At 72.0% G+C, this 21,945-nt stretch carries 16 protein-coding genes; 8 read left to right on the forward strand and 8 right to left on the reverse strand.

Annotated features, from left to right (window positions below; genetic code table 11):
- Positions 1-49: 49 nt before the first annotated feature.
- The gene (locus tag ACSU6L_RS30140; protein WP_437061857.1) at positions 50-2,503 is read right to left on the reverse strand and encodes a helix-hairpin-helix domain-containing protein; all 2,454 of its coding nucleotides are present in this window, start codon (positions 2,501-2,503) and stop codon (positions 50-52) included.
- Entirely contained in the window at positions 2,500-3,483 is a 984-nt protein-coding gene (locus tag ACSU6L_RS30145) for an aldo/keto reductase (protein WP_437061859.1), read from the reverse strand. The genes ACSU6L_RS30140 and ACSU6L_RS30145 overlap by 4 nt, the downstream gene beginning before the upstream one ends.
- A gap of 173 nt (positions 3,484-3,656) precedes the next feature.
- Here ACSU6L_RS30145 and ACSU6L_RS30150 point away from each other — a divergent pair, with 173 nt between their 5' ends.
- Together ACSU6L_RS30150 and ACSU6L_RS30155 are read left to right on the forward strand one after the other, a co-directional pair.
- On the forward strand, positions 3,657-4,712 hold the full coding sequence (locus ACSU6L_RS30150) for an LLM class F420-dependent oxidoreductase (RefSeq protein ID WP_437061861.1): 1,056 nt from the start codon (positions 3,657-3,659) through the stop codon (positions 4,710-4,712).
- Positions 4,713-4,953: 241 nt separating this feature from the next.
- Positions 4,954-5,742, forward strand: a complete 789-nt coding sequence (locus ACSU6L_RS30155; RefSeq protein ID WP_437061863.1) for a ferritin-like domain-containing protein — start codon at positions 4,954-4,956, stop codon at positions 5,740-5,742.
- A gap of 10 nt (positions 5,743-5,752) precedes the next feature.
- Here the strand turns inward: ACSU6L_RS30155 and corA are convergent, their stop codons facing one another.
- Positions 5,753-6,748: a magnesium/cobalt transporter CorA gene (corA, locus tag ACSU6L_RS30160; protein ID WP_437065119.1), complete on the reverse strand. Its 996-nt coding sequence runs from the start codon at positions 6,746-6,748 to the stop codon at positions 5,753-5,755.
- Between the two features lie 62 nt (positions 6,749-6,810).
- Between corA and ACSU6L_RS30165 the strand changes: the two genes are divergently transcribed.
- The 5 genes from ACSU6L_RS30165 to ACSU6L_RS30185 all read left to right on the forward strand — a co-directional run bounded on the left by ACSU6L_RS30165 (position 6,811) and on the right by ACSU6L_RS30185 (position 11,451).
- Positions 6,811-7,497 (forward strand): histidine phosphatase family protein, encoded by a 687-nt coding sequence (locus ACSU6L_RS30165; protein WP_073942083.1) that lies wholly within the window; start codon positions 6,811-6,813, stop codon positions 7,495-7,497.
- Positions 7,498-7,582: 85 nt separating this feature from the next.
- On the forward strand, positions 7,583-8,173 hold the full coding sequence (locus tag ACSU6L_RS30170) for a DUF3090 domain-containing protein (protein WP_437061865.1): 591 nt from the start codon (positions 7,583-7,585) through the stop codon (positions 8,171-8,173).
- A complete protein-coding gene (locus ACSU6L_RS30175; protein ID WP_437061867.1) occupies positions 8,170-8,955 on the forward strand; it encodes an SCO1664 family protein in 786 nt (261 codons plus the stop codon). The genes ACSU6L_RS30170 and ACSU6L_RS30175 overlap by 4 nt, the downstream gene beginning before the upstream one ends.
- Before the next feature lie 121 nt (positions 8,956-9,076).
- Complete coding sequence (gene mshC, locus ACSU6L_RS30180) at positions 9,077-10,306, forward strand: cysteine--1-D-myo-inosityl 2-amino-2-deoxy-alpha-D-glucopyranoside ligase (protein WP_437061869.1); 1,230 nt, start codon at positions 9,077-9,079, stop codon at positions 10,304-10,306.
- 185 nt (positions 10,307-10,491) lie between these two features.
- Positions 10,492-11,451 (forward strand): SMP-30/gluconolactonase/LRE family protein, encoded by a 960-nt coding sequence (locus ACSU6L_RS30185; RefSeq protein ID WP_437061871.1) that lies wholly within the window; start codon positions 10,492-10,494, stop codon positions 11,449-11,451.
- A gap of 55 nt (positions 11,452-11,506) precedes the next feature.
- Here ACSU6L_RS30185 and ACSU6L_RS30190 read toward each other — a convergent pair whose 3' ends face one another.
- The 5 genes from ACSU6L_RS30190 to ACSU6L_RS30210 form a co-directional block, all read right to left on the reverse strand.
- A complete protein-coding gene (locus tag ACSU6L_RS30190; protein WP_073942078.1) occupies positions 11,507-12,430 on the reverse strand; it encodes a PAC2 family protein in 924 nt (307 codons plus the stop codon).
- 321 nt (positions 12,431-12,751) lie between these two features.
- Positions 12,752-14,368, reverse strand: a complete 1,617-nt coding sequence (locus tag ACSU6L_RS30195; RefSeq protein WP_437061873.1) for an FAD-dependent oxidoreductase — start codon at positions 14,366-14,368, stop codon at positions 12,752-12,754.
- A 79-nt stretch (positions 14,369-14,447) separates the two neighbouring features.
- Positions 14,448-15,989: a glycerol kinase GlpK gene (glpK, locus tag ACSU6L_RS30200; protein ID WP_437061875.1), complete on the reverse strand. Its 1,542-nt coding sequence runs from the start codon at positions 15,987-15,989 to the stop codon at positions 14,448-14,450.
- A 61-nt stretch (positions 15,990-16,050) separates the two neighbouring features.
- On the reverse strand, positions 16,051-16,839 hold the full coding sequence (locus ACSU6L_RS30205; protein ID WP_437061877.1) for an MIP/aquaporin family protein: 789 nt from the start codon (positions 16,837-16,839) through the stop codon (positions 16,051-16,053).
- A gap of 367 nt (positions 16,840-17,206) precedes the next feature.
- Entirely contained in the window at positions 17,207-17,971 is a 765-nt protein-coding gene (locus ACSU6L_RS30210) for an IclR family transcriptional regulator (RefSeq protein WP_073942419.1), read from the reverse strand.
- Between the two features lie 326 nt (positions 17,972-18,297).
- Here ACSU6L_RS30210 and metH point away from each other — a divergent pair, with 326 nt between their 5' ends.
- Positions 18,298-21,810: a methionine synthase gene (gene metH, locus ACSU6L_RS30215; protein WP_437061879.1), complete on the forward strand. Its 3,513-nt coding sequence runs from the start codon at positions 18,298-18,300 to the stop codon at positions 21,808-21,810.
- Positions 21,811-21,945: the final 135 nt, after the last annotated feature.

The following is a 21,945-nucleotide window of genomic DNA, read 5'->3' on the forward strand; positions in this document are numbered from 1 at the left end:
CCGGCGGCCACGGGGAAGCCCCGGTGGCCGCCGTTCCGTGTCCGCGCGGCTACTCCGCGGTGGGTGCCTCGGGGCGCAGCAGGTCGGGCAGGCGCGTGGTGCGCGGCTTGGCCATGCCCTCCGCGACCGCTCTCGGCAGGGCCTGCTCCACCCCGTGCACGACGGACAGATGACGCTCGGCGCGGCCGAAGGCGGTGTAGACCCAGGGCCGGGTCAGGCTCTGGGCGGCGTCGCCCGGCAGGACCACGACCACCGCGGGCCAGCGTCCGCCGACCGCCTGGTGCGCGGTCAGCGCCCACCCGTGCCGCACCCACTGCTCCACCCGCTCGCGCGGTACGACGACGGCCTCACCGGCGCACGACAGATGCAGCCCGTCGGCGTCGGCCGTGACCACCCGCCCCGGCAGCGTACGGCCGGGCGCGGGGGAGTAGGCGATCCGGTCGCCGGGGTCGAAGCCGCCGAAGCGCCCGGGCCCGGGGTTGAGCCGCTCCTTCAGCGCGGCGTTGAGCACGCGCGTGCCGGCCGCGCCGCCGTGCCCCGGCGTGATGACCACCGTCTCCTCGGCGGGCACGCCGATCGCCCGCGGCACCGAGTCCGCGACGAGCTGCACCGTGCGGTGCACGGCCTCGCCCGCGTCCCGAACCGGCACGATCACGATCTCCTTGCCGGGCGCGGCGACCTGGTTCAGCTCGCCGACGCCGATCCCCGACACCAGCTCGCCGAGCGGTCCGGGATCGGGCCGACGGGAGGCGACCTGCGGCACCCTGCGCGCCGCGAGCAGATCCGCGAACACCCGCCCGGGCCCCGCCGACCACAGCACCGCCGGGTCCCCGGACAGCACCAGCCGGGCCCCGTCCGGCAGCGACTCCACGAGCAACGCACCGGTCTCCACGTCCAGTTGCGGCGCGTCGAGCACGACCAGCAGATCCAGGTCCAGCGCGCCGTCCGCGTCCCGGCCCGGCCCCTCGGCGCCGGACAGCAGTCCCGCGACCGTCGCGACCGTCTCCCGCTCCGGGAACCCGGCGCGCCCCAGCGGACTGTGCACGGCGGCCCAGGCCCGCAGCCCCAGTTCCCGCGCGACGCCCAGCAGCTGCGCGGCCTCGGCGCGGGACGCCTCACCGCCGGTGTGCAGCACCAGGCCGTGCCCGGCGACCGCCCGGATCAGCTCGGCGGCGGAGCCCTGGGCCGCGGACCCGGCCCGCTCCCACGCCGCGCCCGAACCGTCCTCCTTCGGCACCGAGTTGATCAGCCGCCCGAGGCCGTCTGCGAGGCTCTCCTCGGCGAGTGCGTACCGCTCCAGACCGACCAGCACCCGCACCGGGGCCCGCTCCTCGCCCTCCCCGGAGGACTCCGGCTCGGCGGGTTCCGACTCCTCCAGCCCGTCCTGGAAGGCCAGCACCTCGCCCTCGGCGAGGGCGTCCTGGACGGCCGCGTCCGGATCGGGCACGCCTCGCTGGGCCAGGGCGGCGGTCAGCGCCGGCAGCTCGAGTGCGGTGTGCCCGGCCAGCGCCGCCTGCTCCAGCAGCCAGACGACGACCGCGCGCAGCCGCCGCTCGTCGTCGGGGCCGCACTGCGCGCCGAGCAGCGCCCGCGCGAACCCGTCGGCCTGCTCGGGCCGCACCCCGCCGACCCGCAGCAGCAGCCAGGGGTCGGACCGCAGCCGGTCCTCGGCGCCCTCCCCGAGCACGGTCGCCGCCTGCGGCGCCAACGCCTCGGGAGCACCGCCCTCGGCCAGCACCCGCCGGACGCCCTCGACGGTCCCCGTCGCGGGCGTGGCGGCGACGGGCGGGGCCACCGGCTGGGTCCGCCGCACCGGCTCCGGGGCCGGTCGCCGCACCGTCGCCTCGGGCTCGGCGAACACCGTGGCCGAGGGCTTCGCCCCGCTCTCCACGGCCCGCACGGCGGCGAGCAGGTCGGCGGCCTTGCCGCTCAGCTTGGCCCCGCTCTCGATGGGCCCCTGCTTCTCCGCCTTGCGCCGCTCGATCCGCTCCCGCTCGACCCGCTGAGCCGCAAGCTCCGCCTCCGCTTCGGAAACCTGCCCCTCGCTGGCCCCCTCAGCCTCGGTGCCCTGTCCCTCGCCGGTCCCTTCGGCCTCGGTGCCCTGTCCCTCGCCGGTCCCTTCGGCCTCGGTGCCCTGTCCCTCGCCGGTCCCTTCGGCCTCGGTGCCCTGTCCCTCGCCGGTCCCTTCGGCCTCGGTGCCCTGTCCCTCGCCGGTCCCTTCGGCCTCGGTGCCCTGTCCCTCGCCGACCCCCTCGGCCTCGGTGCCCGGCGCCGACTCGGCTCCCGCAACCCCGGCGCCCCGCGCCCCGCCGGCCTCCTGAGCCTCGGCGCCCCGCGCCTCGCCAGCCCCCTGAGCCCCAGCGCCCCGCGCCCCCTCGGCCCCCTCAGCCCCGCCGTGCCGCTCGCCCCCGGTCCCCTCCTCGGTGTCGGGGACGCCGCCCTCCGCCTCGGGGGCCGGCGTGTTCTGCTCGGCGTCCTCGGTGGTCTCCGGCTCCGTGCTCACAGCGTGCTCCAGTCGTGATCGGGATAGCGGTGCACAGGCGCCGACACATCGTCGAGCGCCCGGCAGATCTCGTCAGGAAGACTAAGTGCCTCCACTGACAACGCCGCCGTGAGCTGCTGCGCGGTGCGCGCGCCGACGATCGGCGCGGCCACGCCGGGCCGGTCCCGCACCCAGGCGAGCGCGACCTGCAACGGGGTCACGGCGAGCCCGTCCGCCGCGGTCGTCACGGCGTCGACGATGCGGCCGGCCATGTCGTCGAGGTACGGCTCCACGAACGGCGCCAGATGCTCGGACGCGCCGCGCGAGTCCGGCGGCATGGCGTTGCGGTACTTCCCCGTCAGTACCCCGCGCCCCAGCGGCGACGAGGGCAGCAGCCCGATGCCCAGGTCCAGCGCGGCGGGCAGCACCTCCCGCTCGACCCCGCGCTGCAGCAGCGAGTACTCCATCTGCGTACTGGCCAGCCGGGTGCGCGTGCCCGGCGCGGCCAGCTGCCAGGTCGCCGCCTTGGCGAGCTGCCACCCGCAGAAATTGGACACCCCCGCGTACCGCACCCGGCCGCTGCTCACCGCCAGGTCCAGCGCCTGCAGCGTCTCCTCGAGCGGTGTCCGGGGGTCGTACGCGTGGATGTGCCACACGTCGACGTAGTCCGTGCCCAGCCGGGCCAGCGAGGCGTCCAGCGCGGCCAGCAGGTGCCCCCGTGACCCGTCGAACCGCCGGTCGGGGTCCGGCACGCTCCCGGCCTTGGTCGAGATCACCAGGTCCCGGCGCGGCACCAGCCCGTCTATGAGCCGTCCTAGCAGATACTCGGCCTCCCCGTTCCCGTACACGTCCGCCGTGTCGATCAGCGTGCCGCCGGCTTCCCAGAACGTCTTCAAGAGGTCCGCGGCGTCGTGCTCGTCGGTGTCCCGGCCCCACGTCAGGGTGCCAAGGCCGATACGGGACACGCGCAGGCCGGTACGGCCGAGATGCCTCTGCTCCATGTCCGCCGAGATTACTGGCCGGAACTGGTGCCGTGGGTTGCCTGTGGACAACCGATTTCCCGACCGCGTTCCCCACCGTTCGCGCGGCGCTGAGGGAGGTCTACGTCCCGTGGTCACCCACCCGGTAGGGTCACCCCCACAAAGGGACGTTACTGATCAGTAAGGGGAAGGCCATGCAGCTCGGCATCAACCTCGGCTACTGGGGCGCCGGAATGGACGCGGACAACCTCGCCGTCGCCCAGGAGGCCGACCGCCTCGGCTACGCGGTCTGCTGGGCCGCCGAGGCCTACGGCTCGGACGCCGCCACCGTGCTCACCTGGGTCGCCGCCCAGACCACCCGCATCGACGTCGGCTCGGCCATCTTCCAGATCCCCGCCCGCCAGCCCGCGATGACCGCGATGACCGCAGCCACCCTCGACTCGCTGTCCGGCGGCCGCTTCCGCCTCGGCCTCGGCGTCTCCGGTCCCCAGGTCTCCGAGGGCTGGTACGGCGTCAAGTTCGACAAGCCGCTGTCCCGCACCCGCGAGTACGTCGAGATCGTCCGCAAGGCGATGAGCCGGGAACGCCTCACCCACGACGGCGAGCACTGGACCCTCCCCCTCCCCGGCGGCCCAGGCAAGCCCATCAAGCTCACCGTCCACCCGCAGCGCGAGCACATCCCGCTGTACATCGCCGCGATCGGCCCGAAGAACCTCGAGCAGACCGGCGAGATCGCCGACGGCGCCCTGCTGATCTTCCCGGCCGCCGAGCACCTCGAGGAGACGGCGGTCCAGCACCTGCGCGCGGGCCGCGAGAAGGCCGGCAAGACCCTCGACGGCTTCGACGTCTGCCCGACCCTCCCGATCGCCGTCGGCGACGACAAGGACGTCTCCGCCCTCGCCGACACCTTCCGCCCCTACACCGCCCTGTACGTCGGCGGCATGGGCAGCCGCAAGCAGAACTTCTACAACCAGCTGGCCCGGCGCATGGGTTACGAGCAGGCGGCCGACGAGGTCCAGGAGAAGTACCTCGCCGGCGACAAGCAGGGCGCCGCGGCCGCCGTACCGCACGACCTCATCGACAAGACGACCCTGCTCGGCTCCGTCGACCGCATCGCCGACCGGATGAAGGCGTACGCCGCGGCCGGCGTCACCACCCTCACCCTGGCCCCCGCGGGCTTCACCCTCGACGAGCGGATCGCCTCGCTCCGCGCCGGCACCGAGGCCCTGGAGCGCGCCGGGCTCGCCTGACACACGGGATCCCGGGTTGCGCCGCCGGAGGATTTCCGCGGCCGTGGTGGGGGCTCGGGGGTCTACCCCGCCACGGCCGTCACGCGGAACAACGCGCCTTCCCCGTACGCGGTTACGCCCCCGGCACACCCCGGCGGTCCTTCTTTCGGCGGAGTTGTCCGGCACACCTGTTGCCGCCCACCTCGTCCCGCATTTGACTCGTTCCTTGCGGCCTGCGGAACCCTGCAGAGAGGTGCCCCAGATGCTTTCGGCCAAAAGCCTGTTCCAGGAGATCCTCGACAACGACGAGTCCTTCGCCCTGTTCTGCTCCATCGCCGCCGGCGGTGAGGACCAGGGCGGCTGGGAGAACGCCCGCATCGCCGCGCTCGTCCCCGCGAGCGAGCGCGAACTCGCCCCCAAGATCACCCGCCACGGCGCCGACGAGGACAAGCACGGGCGCATCTTCAACGCCCTGATGAGGAAGCGCGGCCTCGACCCCGTCCCGGTCCCGCCCGGGACCGACTACACGATGCTGCTGGAACGCGCCGGCATCGGCCTCGCCCACGACAGGCTCGAGCGCGACGAACCCCTCACCGTCCGGGACGTCGTCGTCTACCTCGCCCACAGCCGCGTCACCGAGCAGCGCGCCTCCGAGCAGATGGAGCTGCTGCGCAGGCACTTCGCCGACCACCCCGACCTCGGCCGGGCGGTGAGGATGATCTCCAGGGACGAGGACGCCCACCTCGCCTACTGCCACGAGGAACTGCTGCGCCTCGCCCGCGCCGGCCACGGCCGGACCATCCGGCGCACCCTGCGCGAGTGCGCCCTCGCCGAGATCCGCGTCTACCGCGACGTCAGCCTCTCCGTCATGGCCCACATGGGCCGCATCCTGCACTGGCCGAAGGCCAAGTCCGCGGTGCTCGCGGCGGGCATCCACGCGGTCTACGCCTACGAACGCCTCGGCGGCTGGCGGCGCATGGTCTCCCTCAGGACGCCGGAACGCCGCAACGCCCTGGGCGGCCCCGCGGAGTCGGCCCCGGAATTCGCGTGAGGCACCCCCCTCACATCCACCCGCGCCTCTTGAACAACCGGTAGAGCAGCACCTCCAGGACGACCATGACACCGATCACCGCCGGATACGACCACACCCAGCGCAGCTCCGGCATGTGCTCGAAGTTCATGCCGTAGATCCCCGCGAGCATCGTGGGGACCGCGGCCATGGCCGCCCACGCGGAGATCTTCCGCATGTCGTCGTTCTGCCGGACGCTCATCTGCGCCAGATGCGCCGACAGCACGTCCGACACCAGCCGGTCCAGCCCGTCCACCGACTCGTTGACCCGGGTCAGATGGTCGTGCACGTCCCGGAAGAAGGGCCGCGCCTTGTCGTTCACGAACGGCGGCGCCGCGCCGAACGGACCGTTCCCGGCCAGCCGGGTCAGCGGCAGGGCCAGCGGCCCGCTGGCCCGGCGGAACTCCAGGATCTGCCGCTTGAAGGTGTAGATCCGCGACGCGGTGTGCCGCGAGCCGGCCACGTCCGGCGAGAACACCTCCGTCTCCAGCTCCTCCAGGTCGTTCTGCAGCTCGCCCGCGACTTCCAGATAGTGGTCGACGGTGGCGTCGGCGATGGCGTAGAGCACGGCCGTCGGGCCCTTGCCCAGCATCTCCGGCTCCCGCTCCAGCCGTTTGCGTACAGCGGCCAGCGGTGCGCCCTCGCCGTGCCGGACGGTCACCACGAAGGCGTCACCGAGGAAGATCATGACCTCGCCGGAGGACACCGCGTCGCTCTCCGGCTCGTACACCACCGGTTTCAGGACGAGGAACAGCGAGTCGTCGTACACCTCCAGCTTGGGCCGCTGGTGGGCCTTCAAGGCGTCCTCCACGGCCAGCGGATGCAGCCGGAACTCCTCGGTGACCAGCTCGAACTCCTCCGGGCTCGGCTCGTGCAGCCCGATCCACACGAAGCCGCCCGCGGCCCGCGCCTCGTCCAGCGCGTCGGAGAGGTCCGAAGGACCCTCCACACGATGCCCCTCCCGGTAGATGCCGCAGTCGACGATCACGAAGCGCATTCTCCCTTCCACACCTCACACACGCCCTCCGGCGTACGCCTACGCTGGGCCGCATGCCCACGCTGATCCTCGTCCGGCACGGACGTTCCACCGCCAACACCGAGGGACTGCTCGCCGGCTGGACGCCCGGCGTGCGCCTCGACGAACGCGGCACCGCCCAGGCCGCGGCCCTGCCCGCCCGCCTCGCCGAACTCCCGCTCGCCGAGATCGTCACCAGCCCGCTCCAGCGCTGCCAGGAGACGATCCGGCCGCTGCTCGACGCCCGCCCCGCACTGACCGCGCACACCGACGAACGGATCGGGGAGTGCCACTACGGCGACTGGTCCGGCCGCAAGCTCGCCGAACTCAAGGACGAGCCGCTGATGGAGGTCGTCCAGGCCCACCCGTCGGCCGCCGCCTTCCCGGGCGGTGAGTCGATGCGCGCGATGGCCACCCGCGCGGCCGAGGCCGTACGCGAGTGGAACGCGCGCGTGGAGCGCGATCACGGGCCCGACGCGGTGTACTTGATGTGTTCGCACGGCGACATCATCAAGTCGCTCGTCGCGGACGCCCTCGGACTTCATCTCGACCTCTTCCAGCGGATCGCTGTGGAACCGTGTTCCATCACCGCGATCCGCTACACCCGTCTGCGCCCGTTCCTCGTCCGCCTCGGCGACACGGGCGACTTCACCTCCCTGGTGCCGCGCGAGGAGCCCCCGGCCGAGGACGCACCCGTCGGGGGCGGTGCGGGCGCACCGTGATCGTCGGCCGCAGTAGGGTGAAGCGGTCAGTCGGTCCCGAAGTCGATGCCGATCCACAAGTCCAGACGATTCCAGGAGACAGGACGTGTCCCGTCAGGTGTTCCTCTACGACCCACCGGACCGCTTCGTGGCCGGCACGGTCGGACTGCCCGGGCGCCGTACGTTCTTCCTCCAGGCCTCCGCCGGCTCCCGGGTGACCAGCGTGGCCCTGGAGAAGACGCAGGTCGCCGCGCTCGCCGAGCGCATGGACGAACTCCTCGACGAGGTCGTACGGCGCAGCGGCGGCAGTGCCGCCGTCCCCGCCGTGGCCCCCGCCGAGATCACCGACACCGCCCCGCTGGACACCCCCGTGGAGGAGGAGTTCCGGGTCGGCACGATGGCCCTCGCCTGGGACGGCGAGGAGCAGCGCATGGTCGTCGAGGCGCAGGCCCTCGTGGAGCTCGAGGCCGACTCCGACGAGGACCTGGCCGAGGCCGAGGAGCGGCTGCTCCAGGACGAGGAGAACGGCCCGCCGATGCTTCGGGTCCGCCTCACCGGCGCCCAGGCCAGAGCCTTCGCCAAGCGCGCCCTCGACGTCGTCAACGCCGGCCGGCCGCCCTGCCCGCTGTGCAGCCTGCCGCTCGACCCGGAAGGACACGTATGTCCGCGCCAGAACGGATACCGCCGCGGAGCATGACCCCGGCGGAACTGCTCGCCGAGGGCGAGCTGACCGTCCGCGGACAAATCCGGGACGCCTCCAACGCGGCGCTGTACTGCACGGTGACGTACGAGGACCGGGAGACGGCCTGCGTCTACAAGCCCGTCGCCGGGGAGCGCCCGCTGTGGGACTTCCCGGACGGGACGCTCGCCGCCCGCGAGGTGGCCGCCTACCTGGTCTCCGAGGCGACCGGGTGGGACCTGGTGCCGTCGACCGTGCTGCGCGACGGGCCGTACGGCGAGGGCATGGTCCAGCTGTGGATCGAGGCCGTCCCCGGCGCCGAGCTGCTGGCCCTCGTAGAGGAGGAGGAACCGGCGCCGGGCTGGAAGGCGATCGGCCTCGCCGACGTGGGGGAGGGCCGCACCGCGCTGCTGGTGCACGCCGACGACGAGCGGCTGCGGCGGCTCGCCGTACTCGACGCGGTGATCAACAACGCCGACCGCAAGGGCGGCCACCTCCTCCCCGCCGGGGACGGCCGGCTCTACGGCATCGACCACGGGGTCACCTTCAACGTCGACGACAAGCTGCGCACCCTGCTGTGGGGCTGGGCCGGCGAATCCCTCACCGAGGAGGCCGTGACGGTCCTCGGGGGCCTGAAGGAGCGGCTGCGGGAGGGCGGGGCGCTCGCCGAACGCCTGGCCGGGCTGATCACCCCCGCCGAGCTGGACGCCACCCGCGCCCGGGTCGACGCCCTGCTCACCTCGGGGGTCCACCCGGAGCCGGGCGGGGAGTGGCCCGCCATCCCGTGGCCACCGGTGTGAGCGGCGCCGCGTGAGGCAGCGGCCGCGAGGCACATCGGCCGGGAACGCGCAAGAGCGCCTTCCCGGCCATATGGCCTGGTCCGGTTCGGATTCGGAACTCCAGTCCGGTTAGGCTCAAGGCATGCATGCCTGGCCCGCTTCCGAGGTCCCCGCCCTGCCTGGTCAGGGCCGCGACCTGAGGATCCACGACACCGCGACCGGCGCTCTGGTCACCCTCGATCCCGGTCCCGTCGCCCGTATCTACGTCTGCGGCATCACCCCGTACGACGCGACCCACATGGGTCACGCGGCGACCTACAACGCGTTCGACCTCGTCCAGCGCGTGTGGCTGGACACCAAGCGGCAGGTCCACTACGTCCAGAACGTCACCGACGTCGACGATCCGCTGCTGGAGCGGGCGCAGCGCGACGACCTCGACTGGGTGGCGCTCGCCGAGCGGGAGACCGCCCTGTTCCGCGAGGACATGACCGCCCTGCGGATGCTGCCGCCGCGGCACTACATCGGCGCGGTCGAGGCGATACCCGGCATCGTGCCGCTGGTGGAGCGCCTGCGCGAACTGGGCGCCGCCTACGAGCTGGACGGTGACATCTACTTCTCCGTCGAGGCCGACCCGCACTTCGGCCAGGTCTCGAACCTGGACGCCGCCGCGATGCGGCTGCTCTCCGCCGAGCGCGGGGGCGACCCGGACCGGCCGGGCAAGAAGAACCCGCTCGACCCGATGCTGTGGATGGCCGCCCGCGAGGGCGAGCCGAGCTGGGACGGCGGCTCGCTGGGCCGCGGCCGCCCCGGCTGGCACATCGAGTGCGTCGCCATCGCCCTCGACCACCTCGGCATGGGCTTCGACGTCCAGGGCGGCGGCTCCGACCTCGCCTTCCCGCACCACGAGATGGGCGCCTCCCACGCACAGGTGCTGACCGGCGAGTTCCCCATGGCCAAGGCGTACGTCCACGCCGGCATGGTCGCCCTGCACGGCGAGAAGATGTCCAAGTCCAAGGGCAACCTGGTCTTCGTCTCCCGGCTGCGCCGCGACGGCGTCGACCCGGCCGCCATCCGGCTCGCCCTGCTCGCCCACCACTACCGCGCCGACTGGGAGTGGACCGACCAGGTCCTGCGGGACGCCGAGGCCCGGCTGGAGCTCTGGCGGTCCGCCGTCTCCCGGCCCGACGGGCCGGGCGCCGACGCCCTCGTCGAGGAGATCCGCGAGGCCCTGGCCAACGATCTCGACGCCCCGGCCGCGCTGGCCGCCGTCGACCGCTGGGCCACCCTCCAGCACGAGCAGGGCGGCGAGGACACCGGCGCCCCCGGCGTCGTCACCCGCGCGGTCGACGCCCTGCTCGGCGTGGCCCTGTAGCAGCCGCGTACGGTCCGGGGCGCCCCCTCCACCCGGAGGCGGTGCCCCGGACCGACACGTCCGGAAAACAGCACGCCACACGTCCGGAGACAGCACGCGGCGCGTCTGGAACGACACGCGACACGTCTGGAACCAACACCGTCCGGCCGGCCGTTCGCGTCGGCCCTCGCAGAAGGACATACGCAGTGACATCCACGGAGCGTTCCTTAGCACGGCGCAGACTGCTCACCACGACCGCCGCCCTCACCGGGGCGGCACTGCTCGGCGGCACCGCACACGCGGCCGACGCCCGGCAGGCGACCTGGCCCACCCGCTTCCCGCTGCCCGACGGCTTCCAGCCGGAGGGCATCGCCATCGGCTCGGAGCCGTACGCCTGGTTCGGCTCGCTCGCCAACGGCGACGTCTACCGGGCGAGCCTCGCCACCGGCCGCGGCCGCGTCGTCCACCGCGGACTCGGCCCGGACCGTCCCGTCGTGGGCCTGAAGACCGACCGGCACGGCCGGCTCTTCCTCTCCGGCGGCGCCGGCGGCGATCTGCGCACCGTCGACGCCCGCACCGGTGAGATCGAGCAGGTGCACGAGGTCGGCGGCGCCTTCGTCAACGACGTCGTCCTCACCCCGCGCGCCGCCTGGTTCACCGACTCCTTCCTGCCCCGGCTCTACCGGCTCGACCTCGGCCGTGACGGCGCTCCGCAGGGCGTGGAGACCGTGCCGCTGAGCGGCGACTGGGAGCAGGGCCCCGACTTCACCGCCAACGGCATCGAACGCACCCCCGACGGCAGCGCCCTGCTCGTGGTGAACGCCTTCGCGGGCGGCGGCGGCCTCATGCGGGTCGACCCGCGCACCGGCAGCGCGAGCGCCGTCGACCTCGGCGGCGCGCTCCTGCCGAACGGCGACGGCCTGCTGCTGCTCGGCCGCACCCTCTACGTCGTCCAGCAGTGGCAGAACGCCATCGACGTCTTCCGGCTGAACTCGTCCGGCACCCGCGGCTCCCTGATCACCCGCGTCACGGACCCGGACCGGTTCCGCATCCCGACGACGGCCGCCGCCTGGGGCGACCGGATCTACCTGCCCAACGCGCGGTTCGACATCGACCCGCCGGCCCCCGACACCGACTACGACACGGTGGCCGTGCCCCGAGTGTGAGGAAGGGCGGTGCGGGGCGCACGACCACGCCTCGCACCGCCCCACCGCACAGGGCTCAGTCCTCCGACGACTCCCCGTCGTCCGTGCCCGGCTTCGGCGGCATCGGCGGGCGCGTCCGGTCCCCCGGATTGTCCCGGCCGCCGTCCCGGCGCCGCAGATACCGCTCGAACTCGCGGGCGATCGCCTCACCCGACGCCTCCGGCAGCTCGGCGGTGTCCCGGGCCTCCTCCAGCGTCTGCACGTACTCCGCGACCTCGCTGTCCTCGGCGGCCAGCTGGTCCACGCCGACCTGCCAGGCGCGCGCGTCCTCGGGCAGCTCGCCCAGCGGGATGCGCACGTCGATCAGGTCCTCCAGCCGGTTCAGCAGCGCCAGCGTCGCCTTCGGGTTCGGCGGCTGCGACACGTAGTGCGGTACGGCGGCCCACAGCGACACCGCCGGTACGCCCGCGTGCGTGCACGCCTCCTGGAGGACACCGACGATGCCCGTCGGGCCCTCGTACTTGGTCTCCTCCAGGTCCATCCGGCGGGCCAGGTCCGGGTCGGACGTGGTCCCGCTGATCGGCACCGGACGGGTGTGCGGGGTGTCGCCGAGCAGAGCGCCCAGGATGACCACCAGTTCCACACCCAGTTCGTGCGCGAAGCCCAGCAGTTCGTTGCAGAACGAGCGCCAGCGCATGGACGGTTCGATGCCCCGGACCAGCACCAGGTCACGCGGCTTGTCGCCGCCGACCCGCACCACCGACAACCGGGTCGTCGGCCATGTGATCTTCCGCACGCCGCCGTCCATGAAGACCGTGGGGCGGTTGACCTGGAAGTCGTAGTAGTCCTCGGCGTCCAGCGCCGCGAAGACCTCGCCCTTCCATTCCCTCTCGAGATGCGCGACCGCGGTGGAGGCGGCGTCGCCGGCATCGTTCCAGCCCTCGAACGCGGCCACCATGACCGGGTCGATCAGCTCGGGAACCCCCTCGAGCTCGATCACCCAGTGCCTCCTTCCGACGTGCCCTCGCTTGACGTCCCAACCTTACGGCGTTCGGCGGGGGCGCCCGCAGCCCCCTTGCACGGGGGAGTGAACGGATCACTGCCCCGTTCGCCGACATGGAACACCCCGCGATCCCCGCCGCGCCGCGCGACCCGGACGACGAAGGCACGGCGACGGTGCGGGCATGGCGAAGGGGGCGGCTCCGTCGGCGGGGAGCCACCCCCTTCCTGTGCCCGGCCCCCTTGTGCGGAGGGGGCCGTTCCGCGGCTGCCGGCGGGCGGTCAGGGAAGTGCCGGCGCGCGAGATCTGCTTCCTCGACGCCTACTTCTCGTCGAGCAGGTCCTGGACCTTCGTCCGGACCTCGTCCGTGGCCAGGCCGCGGATCGTCAGCGTGGTGCGGCGGCGCAGCACGTCGTCCGCCGTCTCGGCCCACTCGTGGTCACGGGCCCACACCACCTGCGCCCAGATCTCCGGGGCGTCGGGGTGGACACGCTCGGCCAGCTCGGGGCTCTCGTTGGCGATGCGGGCGATGTCGAAGGCCAGCGAACCGTAGTGGGTGGCCAGGTGCTTGGCGGTGTCCGCCGCCATCCGCGGGCCCGGCGCCGGGCCGTCGGTCAGCAGCCGGTGGGCGACCGCGCGCGGGTTGGCGACACCCGGCAGCGGCAGCTTCTTCGGCAGCGACGAGATCGGCTCGAAGTCCTCGCCCAGCGGGTGGCCCGGCAGCGACTCCAGCTTCTGCATCACCGTACGGCCGATGTGGCGGAAGGTCGTCCACTTGCCGCCCGCGACGGACAGCATGCCGCCCTTGCCCTCGGTGACCACCGTCTCGCGCTTGGCCTTCGCGGTGTCGCCGGGGCCGCCCGGCAGCACCCGCAGACCGGCGAACGCGTAGGTGATGAGGCTCCGGTCCAGCTGCTGGTCGCGGATGGAGAACGCGGCCTCGTCGAGGATCTGCGCTATGTCCTTGTCGTTGACCGCGACATCCGCCGGATCGCCCTCGAACTCCTCGTCCGTGGTGCCCAGCAGCAGCATGTCCTCCCAGGGGAGGGCGAAGGTGATGCGGTACTTGTCGATCGGGGTGGCCAGCGCCGCCTTCCACGGGGAGGTGCGCTTCAGGACCAGATGCGCGCCCTTTGACAGACGGATCGACGGCGCGGCATTCGGGTCCTCCATACGGCGCAGGTGGTCGACCCACGGGCCGGTCGCGTTCAGCACGAGCCGGGCGCTGACGCCGAACTCGTCGCCGGAGAGCCGGTCGCGCAGCTCGGCACCGGTCACCCGGCCCTTGGTGAAGCGCAGGCCGGTGACCTCGGCGTGGTTGAGGACGACCGCACCCGCCTCGGTGGCCGCGCGGACCGCCATCAGCGCCATGCGGGCGTCGTTCATCTGGTCGTCGCCGTACACGGCCACGGCCTTCAGGTTCTCGGTGCGCAGCTCGGGAACGTCCGCCTGCGCCTTGGCGGGGGAGAGCAGGTGACCGACACCGTCGCCGAAGGCCGACAGCATCGAGTACGCGAACACTCCCGCGCCGAGCTTCGCCGCGCCGTGCGGCCCGCCCTTGTACACGGGGAGGTAGAACGTGAGCGGGTTCGCCAGGTGGGGGGCCACCTGACGGGACACCGCACGGCGCTCGAAGTGGTTCTCCGCCACCAGCTTCACCGCGCCGGTCTGCAGGTAGCGCAGACCGCCGTGGAGCAGCTTGGAGGAGGCGGAGGAGGTGGCGCCGGCCCAGTCGCCGGCGTCGACCAGAGCCACCCTGAGCCCGGCCTGCGCGGCGTGCCAGGCGGTGGAGATGCCCAGGATGCCGCCGCCGATCACGAGAAGGTCGTACGACGCCTTGGAGAGCTGCTCCCGGGTCTCGGCGCGGCTCGGGTTCGAGCCGGAGGCCGGGCGCGTCCCGAGGGCAGGCACGGACTGCAGGGTGGTCTGACTGGTCATTTGGGGTTCTTACTCCTCATCGGGACGATGTGGCCGAGCTCGCCGGGGAGCTCGCCGCTGAGCTCCCCGCAGGCTTCGGTCAGCTTTCGTCGTCGTCGATCCAGCCCATGGTCCGGTCGACGGCCTTGAGCCAGTTCTTGTACTCACGGTCACGGGTCTCCGCGTCCATGTGGGGGGTCCATTCGGCGGCCCGGCGCCAGTTGGCGCGCAGTTCGTCGGTGCTGGACCAGAAGCCGACGGCGAGGCCGGCGGCGTAGGCGGCGCCGAGGCAGGTGGTCTCGGCGACCATCGGGCGCACCACCGGTGCGTCCAGGACGTCCGAGAGCGTCTGCATCAGGAGGTTGTTGGAGGTCATGCCGCCGTCGACCTTCAGGGCCACCAGCTCGTCGCCGGAGTCCTTCACCATGGCGTCGGCGATCTCCCGGGTCTGCCAGGCGGTCGCCTCCAGGACGGCGCGCGCCAGGTGCGCCTTGGTGACGTACCGGGTCAGACCGGCGATCACACCGCGGGCGTCGGAACGCCAGTGCGGGGCGAACAGGCCGGAGAAGGCCGGTACGAAGTAGGCGCCGCCGTTGTCCTCGACCGAGAGCGCGAGCGTCTCGATCTCGGCCGCGGTGGAGATGAGGCCCATCTGGTCGCGCATCCACTGCACCAGGGAGCCGGTGACGGCGATCGAGCCCTCCAGCGCGTACACCGTCGGCTGGTCGCCGATCTTGTAGCCGACCGTGGTCAGCAGGCCCGCGTAGGAGTTGATGATCTTGTCACCGGTGTTCATCACCATGAAGGTGCCGGTGCCGTAGGTGGACTTGGTCTCGCCCTCGGAGAAGCAGGTCTGGCCGAACAGGGCCGCCTGCTGGTCACCGAGCGCGGAGGCGACCGGGATGCCGCCGAGCACGTCGCCCAGCCTGCCGCCGGTGACCTCGCCGTAGACCTCGGCGGAGGAGCGGATCTCCGGCAGGATCGCCAGCGGGACGCCGATGGACTCGGCGATCTTCTCGTCCCACTCCATGGTGTGGAGGTTCATCAGCATGGTGCGGGACGCGTTGGTCACGTCGGTGACGTGCTTGCCGCCGTTGACACCGCCGGTCAGGTTCCAGATGACCCAGGTGTCCATGGTGCCGAAGAGGATGTCGCCGGCCTCGGCGCGCTCCCGCAGCCCCTCGACGTTGTCGAGCAGCCAGCGGGCCTTCGGGCCGGAGAAGTAGGACGCGAGCGGCAGGCCCGTCTCACGGCGGAAACGGTCCTGGCCGACGTTGCGGCCGAGCTCCTTGCAGAGCGCGTCGGTGCGGGTGTCCTGCCAGACGAGGGCGTTGTGGACGGGCTCACCGGTGTTCTTGTCCCACAGCACGGTGGTCTCGCGCTGGTTGGTGATGCCGATGGCCTTGATGTCGTCGCGGGTGATGCCGGCCTTCTCGATGGCCCCGGCGACGACTTCCTGGACGTTGGTCCAGATCTCGGTGGCGTCGTGCTCGACCCAGCCCGGCTTGGGGAAGATCTGCTCGTGCTCCTTCTGGTCGACGGAGACGATCCGGCCGTCCCGGTCGAAGACGATGCAGCGGCTGGAGGTGGTGCCTTGGTCGATGGCGGCGATGAACGGGCCGGCGGTGTGCGCGTCGGTCACGGTGTGCTCCTGAGGTTTCACGGAAACGGACTCGAGGTGTGCTGCTGCGTCAGCGGAAGGTCTAGGCGAAAGCCAGCTTGTACAGGCCTGCCGCGAGTGCGCCGCCGATCAGCGGTCCGACGACCGGGATCCAGGCGTAGCCCCAGTCGGAGCCGCCCTTGTTGGGCAGGGGAAGCAGCGCGTGCACGATGCGCGGGCCGAGGTCACGCGCCGGGTTGATGGCGTATCCGGTCGGACCGCCGAGCGAGAGACCGATGCCGACCACGACGAGCGCGGTGATCAGCGCGCCGAGGATGCCGAGGCCGTTGCCGTTGTCGTTGAGGCCCTGGGTGAGGACCGCGATGACGAGCACGAACGTTCCGATGATCTCGGTGGCCAGGTTCTGCGCCACGTTCCGGATCTCCGGTCCGGTGGAGAAGACGCCGAGGACGGGGCCCGCCTGGGCCTCTCTCGCCTCGATGGCCTTGCTGGACTCGGTGCCCGGGTCCCCGACGATCTCGGGGTCCGTGAGGTGGGCCCGGAACTGGCCGTAGTAAGCGACCCAGGCGAGCGTGGCACCGATCATGGCGCCCAGCAGCTGTCCCGCCCAGTAGGTCGGAACGTTGCTCCAGTCGCCGTCCTTGATCGCGATGGCGAGCGTCACGGCCGGGTTCAGGTGGGCGCCGGACAGGGGCGCCGTGGTGTAGACGGCCGTGAGGACGGCGAAGCCCCACCCGAAGGTGATGGCGAGCCAACCGGCGTTCTGGGCCTTGGAGGCCTTGAGCACGACGGCGGCCACAACGCCGGCGCCGAGCAGGATGAGTATGGCGGTACCGATGGTCTCGCCGATGAAGATGTCGGAGCTGGACACCCGCGACTCCTTTGTCCTTCGTCCAGGGGAAGCCGAACCCCGTGTCCCAACGGAGGTTCCGCGCCCTCGGGGGTGAGAGCGATGGCCGGCCCTTGGCGTTGTCACACTCTAGCGCGTATTGCCGGTAGGTGTTCGACAATGCCGACCGATGGACGGGAGTCTTTCTCCGGCGTCACGCATGCGTCAAGGGTTCCGTTATCGAAAACACGATCGTTATTGATCGCGATGGGCTATCGATCTTCAGGGCCGCACTGGGCATGTTTTGTCGGAAATGTCCGGTCTCAGGGTACGGTGATCACCGGAACGCCGCTCCGGCGTCCCGGTGATCACACGTCGAGTCGGTACGGCCCTCAGGCCGCCGCGCGCCTCAGAAGCGCCCCGCGCCCAGGTCCCGCGACACCGCGCGGGCGCAGTCCCGTACCGCGGCGATCAGCTCGGGACGCAGCTCGCCGTCCCGGCAGACCCGTTCCACGGCCCCGGTGATGCCGACCGCGCCGACCGGCATCCGCCGCCGGTCGTGGATCGGGGCGGCGATGGAGGCCACGCCCTCCCACGTCTCCTCCACGTCGGCCGCGTAGCCGCGCGCCCGCGTGAAGTCGAGGATCTGCTCGAAGGGCTCCAGATCGCAGACGGTGCGGTCGGTGAAGGCCTTGCGGTCGGCCTCGACGGCCTCGCTGTGGGCGACCGGGTCGTAGGCGGACAGCACCTTGCCGAGCGCCGTGCAGTGCAGCGGCTGCATGGCGCCGATCTCCAGCACCTGCCGGCTGTCGTCGGGGCGGAAGACATGGTGGACGATCAGCACGCCCTGCTGGTGCAGCACACCCAGATGGACGCTCTCGCCGCTGGCACGGGCCAGGTCGTCGGTCCACACCAGGGCCCTGGCCCGCAGCTCGTGCACGTCCAGATAGGTGGTGCCCAGCCGCAGCAGCTCCGCGCCCAGCTGATAGCGCCCGGAGGCGTCGTCCTGCTCGACGAAGCCCTCCTGCTGGAGGGTGCGCAGGATGCCGTGCGCGGTGCCCTTGGCGAGGCCCAGGGACGAGGCGATGTCCGACAGGCCGAGCCGTCGTTCCCCGCCCGCGAGCAGGCGCAGCATCGCGGCCGCCCGCTCGAGCGACTGGATGTTCCGTGCCATCGCCGTCCTGCCTCCGTCTCCCTCGACCGTCCAGCCGACGTCGCTGCCGCCGTTCGGCATTGTCGAACACTACCGGTCGATGCCGACCTCTCGCTAATGGTCGGTCGGCAGTTGTTCGTCCCACGTCCACCGGGGGTGGCCGAAAGTCATCGGCGAAAGCTCCCGCCGGCTTCCCGGCACGACATCTTCGTCCGCCTCGTGGACGCCCCTGACCCTAGGCCCCGGACGCCGGTTACCCTGACGACGTGCGCCCGCCCCGGGACGGTCCCCGACCGTGCCCGAGGTGACGCAAAGCCGACAGCCGTCGCATCTCAGGGAGCCCTTACATGGCCTCGTTGCCGCCGACCCCTTCCGCCGACAGCCGGACCCGTGCGTCCGCGCTCCGACAGGCGCTCGCCACACGTGTGGTGGTCGCCGACGGAGCGATGGGCACGATGCTCCAGGCCCAGGAACCCACCCTCGAGGACTTCCAGGACCTCGAGGGCTGCAACGAGGTCCTGAACGTCACCCGGCCCGACATCGTCCGCCACGTCCACGACGCCTACTTCGCGGCCGGCGTCGACTGCGTCGAGACCAACACCTTCGGCGCCAACCTCACCGCGATGGCGGAGTACGACATCCCCGAACGCGTGCTGGAACTGTCCGAGGCGGGTGCCCGGATCGCCCGCGAGGCCGCCGACGAGCACACCGCCCGCGACGGCCGCCAGCGCTGGGTGCTCGGCTCCATGGGCCCCGGTACCAAGCTGCCCACCCTCGGCCACACCACCTTCCGCGCGATCCGCGACGCCTACCAGCAGAACGCCGAGGGCCTGCTCGCCGGCGGCGCCGACGCCCTGATCGTCGAGACCACCCAGGACCTCCTCCAGACCAAGGCGTCGGTCATCGCCGCCCGCCGCGCGATGGAGACCGCCGGGTACGACGTACCGCTGATCGTCTCGGTGACCGTCGAGACCACCGGCACCATGCTGCTCGGCTCGGAGATCGGCGCCGCGCTGACCGCGCTGGAGCCGCTCGGCATCGACATGATCGGCCTGAACTGCGCGACCGGTCCCGCCGAGATGAGCGAGCACCTGCGCCATCTGTCCCGGCACGCCCGCGTCCCGCTGTCCGCCATGCCCAACGCGGGCCTGCCGGAGCTGACCAAGGACGGGGCCTACTACCCGCTGAGCGCGCCCGAGCTGGCCGACGCCCAGGAGAACTTCGTCCGCGACTACGGCCTGTCCCTCGTCGGCGGCTGCTGCGGCACGACCCCGGAACACCTGCGCCAGGTGGTCGAGCGGGTCCGGGACCTCACCCCGGCCGAGCGCGACCCCCGCCCCGAGCCGGGTGCCGCCTCCCTCTACCAGTCGGTGCCGTTCCGTCAGGACACCTCCTACCTGGCCATCGGCGAGCGCACCAACGCCAACGGCTCCAAGAAGTTCCGCGAGGCCATGCTGGAGGCCCGCTGGGACGACTGCGTGGAGATGGCCCGGGAGCAGATCCGCGAGGGCGCGCACATGCTCGACCTGTGCGTGGACTACGTCGGCCGGGACGGCGTCGCCGACATGGAGGAGCTGGCCGGCCGCTTCGCCACCGCCTCCACGCTGCCCATCGTGCTGGACTCCACCGAGGTCGACGTCATCCAGGCCGGCCTGGAGAAGCTCGGCGGCCGCGCGGTGATCAACTCCGTGAACTACGAGGACGGCGACGGCCCCGAGTCCCGTTTCGCGCGCGTCACCCAGCTCGCCCGCGAGCACGGCGCCGCCCTGATCGCGCTCACGATCGACGAGGAAGGCCAGGCCCGCACGCCGGAGAAGAAGGTCGAGATCGCCGAACGGCTCATCGACGACCTGACCGGCAACTGGGGCATCCGTGAGGAGGACATCCTCATCGACACCCTGACCTTCACCATCTGTACCGGCCAGGAGGAGTCCCGCAAGGACGGCCTCGCCACCATCGAGGCGATCCGCGAACTCAAGCGCCGCCACCCCAAGGTGCAGACCACCCTGGGCCTGTCGAACATCTCCTTCGGCCTGAACCCGGCCGCCCGCATCCTGCTGAACTCCGTCTTCCTCGACGAGTGCGTCAAGGCCGGCCTGGACTCCGCGATCGTCCACGCGTCGAAGATCCTGCCGATCGCCCGCTTCGACGAGGAGCAGGTGAACACCGCCCTCGACCTCATCTACGACCGCCGCGGCGAGGGCTACGACCCGCTGCAGAAGCTGATGCAGCTCTTCGAGGGCGCCACCGCCAAGTCGCTGAAGGCCGGCAAGGCCGAGGAACTGGCCGCGCTGCCGCTGGACGAGCGCCTCAAGCGCCGCATCATCGACGGCGAGCGCAACGGCCTCGAAGCCGACCTCGACGAGGCGCTGAAGGAACGCCCCGCCCTCGACATCGTCAACGAGACCCTGCTGGACGGCATGAAGGTGGTCGGCGAGCTGTTCGGCTCCGGCCAGATGCAGCTGCCGTTCGTGCTCCAGTCCGCGGAGGTCATGAAGACCGCCGTGGCCCACCTGGAGCCGCACATGGAGAAGACCGACGAGGCGGGCAAGGGCACCATCGTCCTCGCCACCGTGCGCGGCGACGTCCACGACATCGGCAAGAACCTCGTCGACATCATCCTGTCCAACAACGGCTACAACGTCGTCAACCTCGGCATCAAGCAGCCGGTTTCCGCGATCCTGGACGCCGCCGAGGAGCACCGGGCCGACGTCATCGGCATGTCCGGCCTCCTGGTCAAGTCCACCGTGATCATGAAGGAGAACCTGGAGGAACTGAACTCCAGGGGCCTCGCCGCCTCCTACCCCGTCATCCTCGGCGGCGCCGCCCTCACCCGCGCCTACGTCGAGCAGGACCTGCACGAGATCTACGAGGGCGAAGTCCGCTACGCCCGCGACGCGTTCGAGGGCCTGCGCCTGATGGACGCCCTCATCGGCGTCAAGCGGGGCGTGCCCGGCGCGAAGCTGCCCGAGCTGCGCCAGCGCCGGGTGCGGGCCGCCGCCGTCGAGGTCGAGGAGCGCCCGGAGGAGGGGCACGTCCGCTCCGACGTCGCCACCGACAACCCGGTGCCGACGCCGCCGTTCTGGGGCACCCGCGTCGTCAAGGGCATCCAGCTCAAGGAGTACGCCTCCTGGCTGGACGAGGGCGCGCTGTTCAAGGGCCAGTGGGGCCTGAAGCAGGCCCGCACCGGCGAGGGACCGACGTACGAGGAACTGGTCGAGACCGACGGCCGGCCGCGGCTGCGCGGCCTGCTGGACAGGCTCCAGACGGAGAACCTGCTGGAGGCGGCCGTCGTCTACGGCTACTTCCCGTGCGTCTCCAAGGACGACGACCTGATCATCCTGGACGAGGCCGGCAACGAGCGCACCCGGTTCACCTTCCCGCGCCAGCGCCGCGGCCGCCGGCTGTGCCTCGCCGACTTCTTCCGCCCGGAGGAGTCCGGCGAGACGGACGTCGTCGGCCTCCAGGTCGTCACCGTCGGCTCCCGCATCGGCGAGGAGACCGCGAAGCTCTTCGCGTCCGACTCCTACCGCGACTACCTCGAACTGCACGGCCTGTCCGTCCAGTTGGCCGAGGCGCTCGCCGAGTACTGGCACGCCCGGGTCCGCTCCGAGCTGGGCTTCGCCGGTGAGGACCCGGCCGCCATCGAGGACATGTTCGCCCTGAAGTACCGCGGCGCCCGCTTCTCCCTCGGCTACGGCGCCTGCCCGAACCTGGAGGACCGCGGCAAGATCGCGGACCTGCTCCAGCCGGAGCGCATCGGCGTCCAGCTGTCCGAGGAGTTCCAGCTCCACCCCGAGCAGTCCACGGACGCGATCGTCATCCACCACCCCGAGGCCAAGTACTTCAACGCCCGCTGAGCACGGCGCCGGGCCTCACCCGGCACACCCCGCGAGGACCGCACGGGACACCGACCCCCGGCGGTCCTCGCGGAGTGCCCCGCCGTCCGACGTTCAAACGAGGCGATTCCCCTGCCGGAGTCGTACACTGGTCGG

Origin of the sequence: Streptomyces sp. enrichment culture, from assembly GCF_964272855.1 — a bacterium.
Taxonomy (GTDB): Bacteria; Actinomycetota; Actinomycetes; order Streptomycetales; family Streptomycetaceae; genus Streptomyces.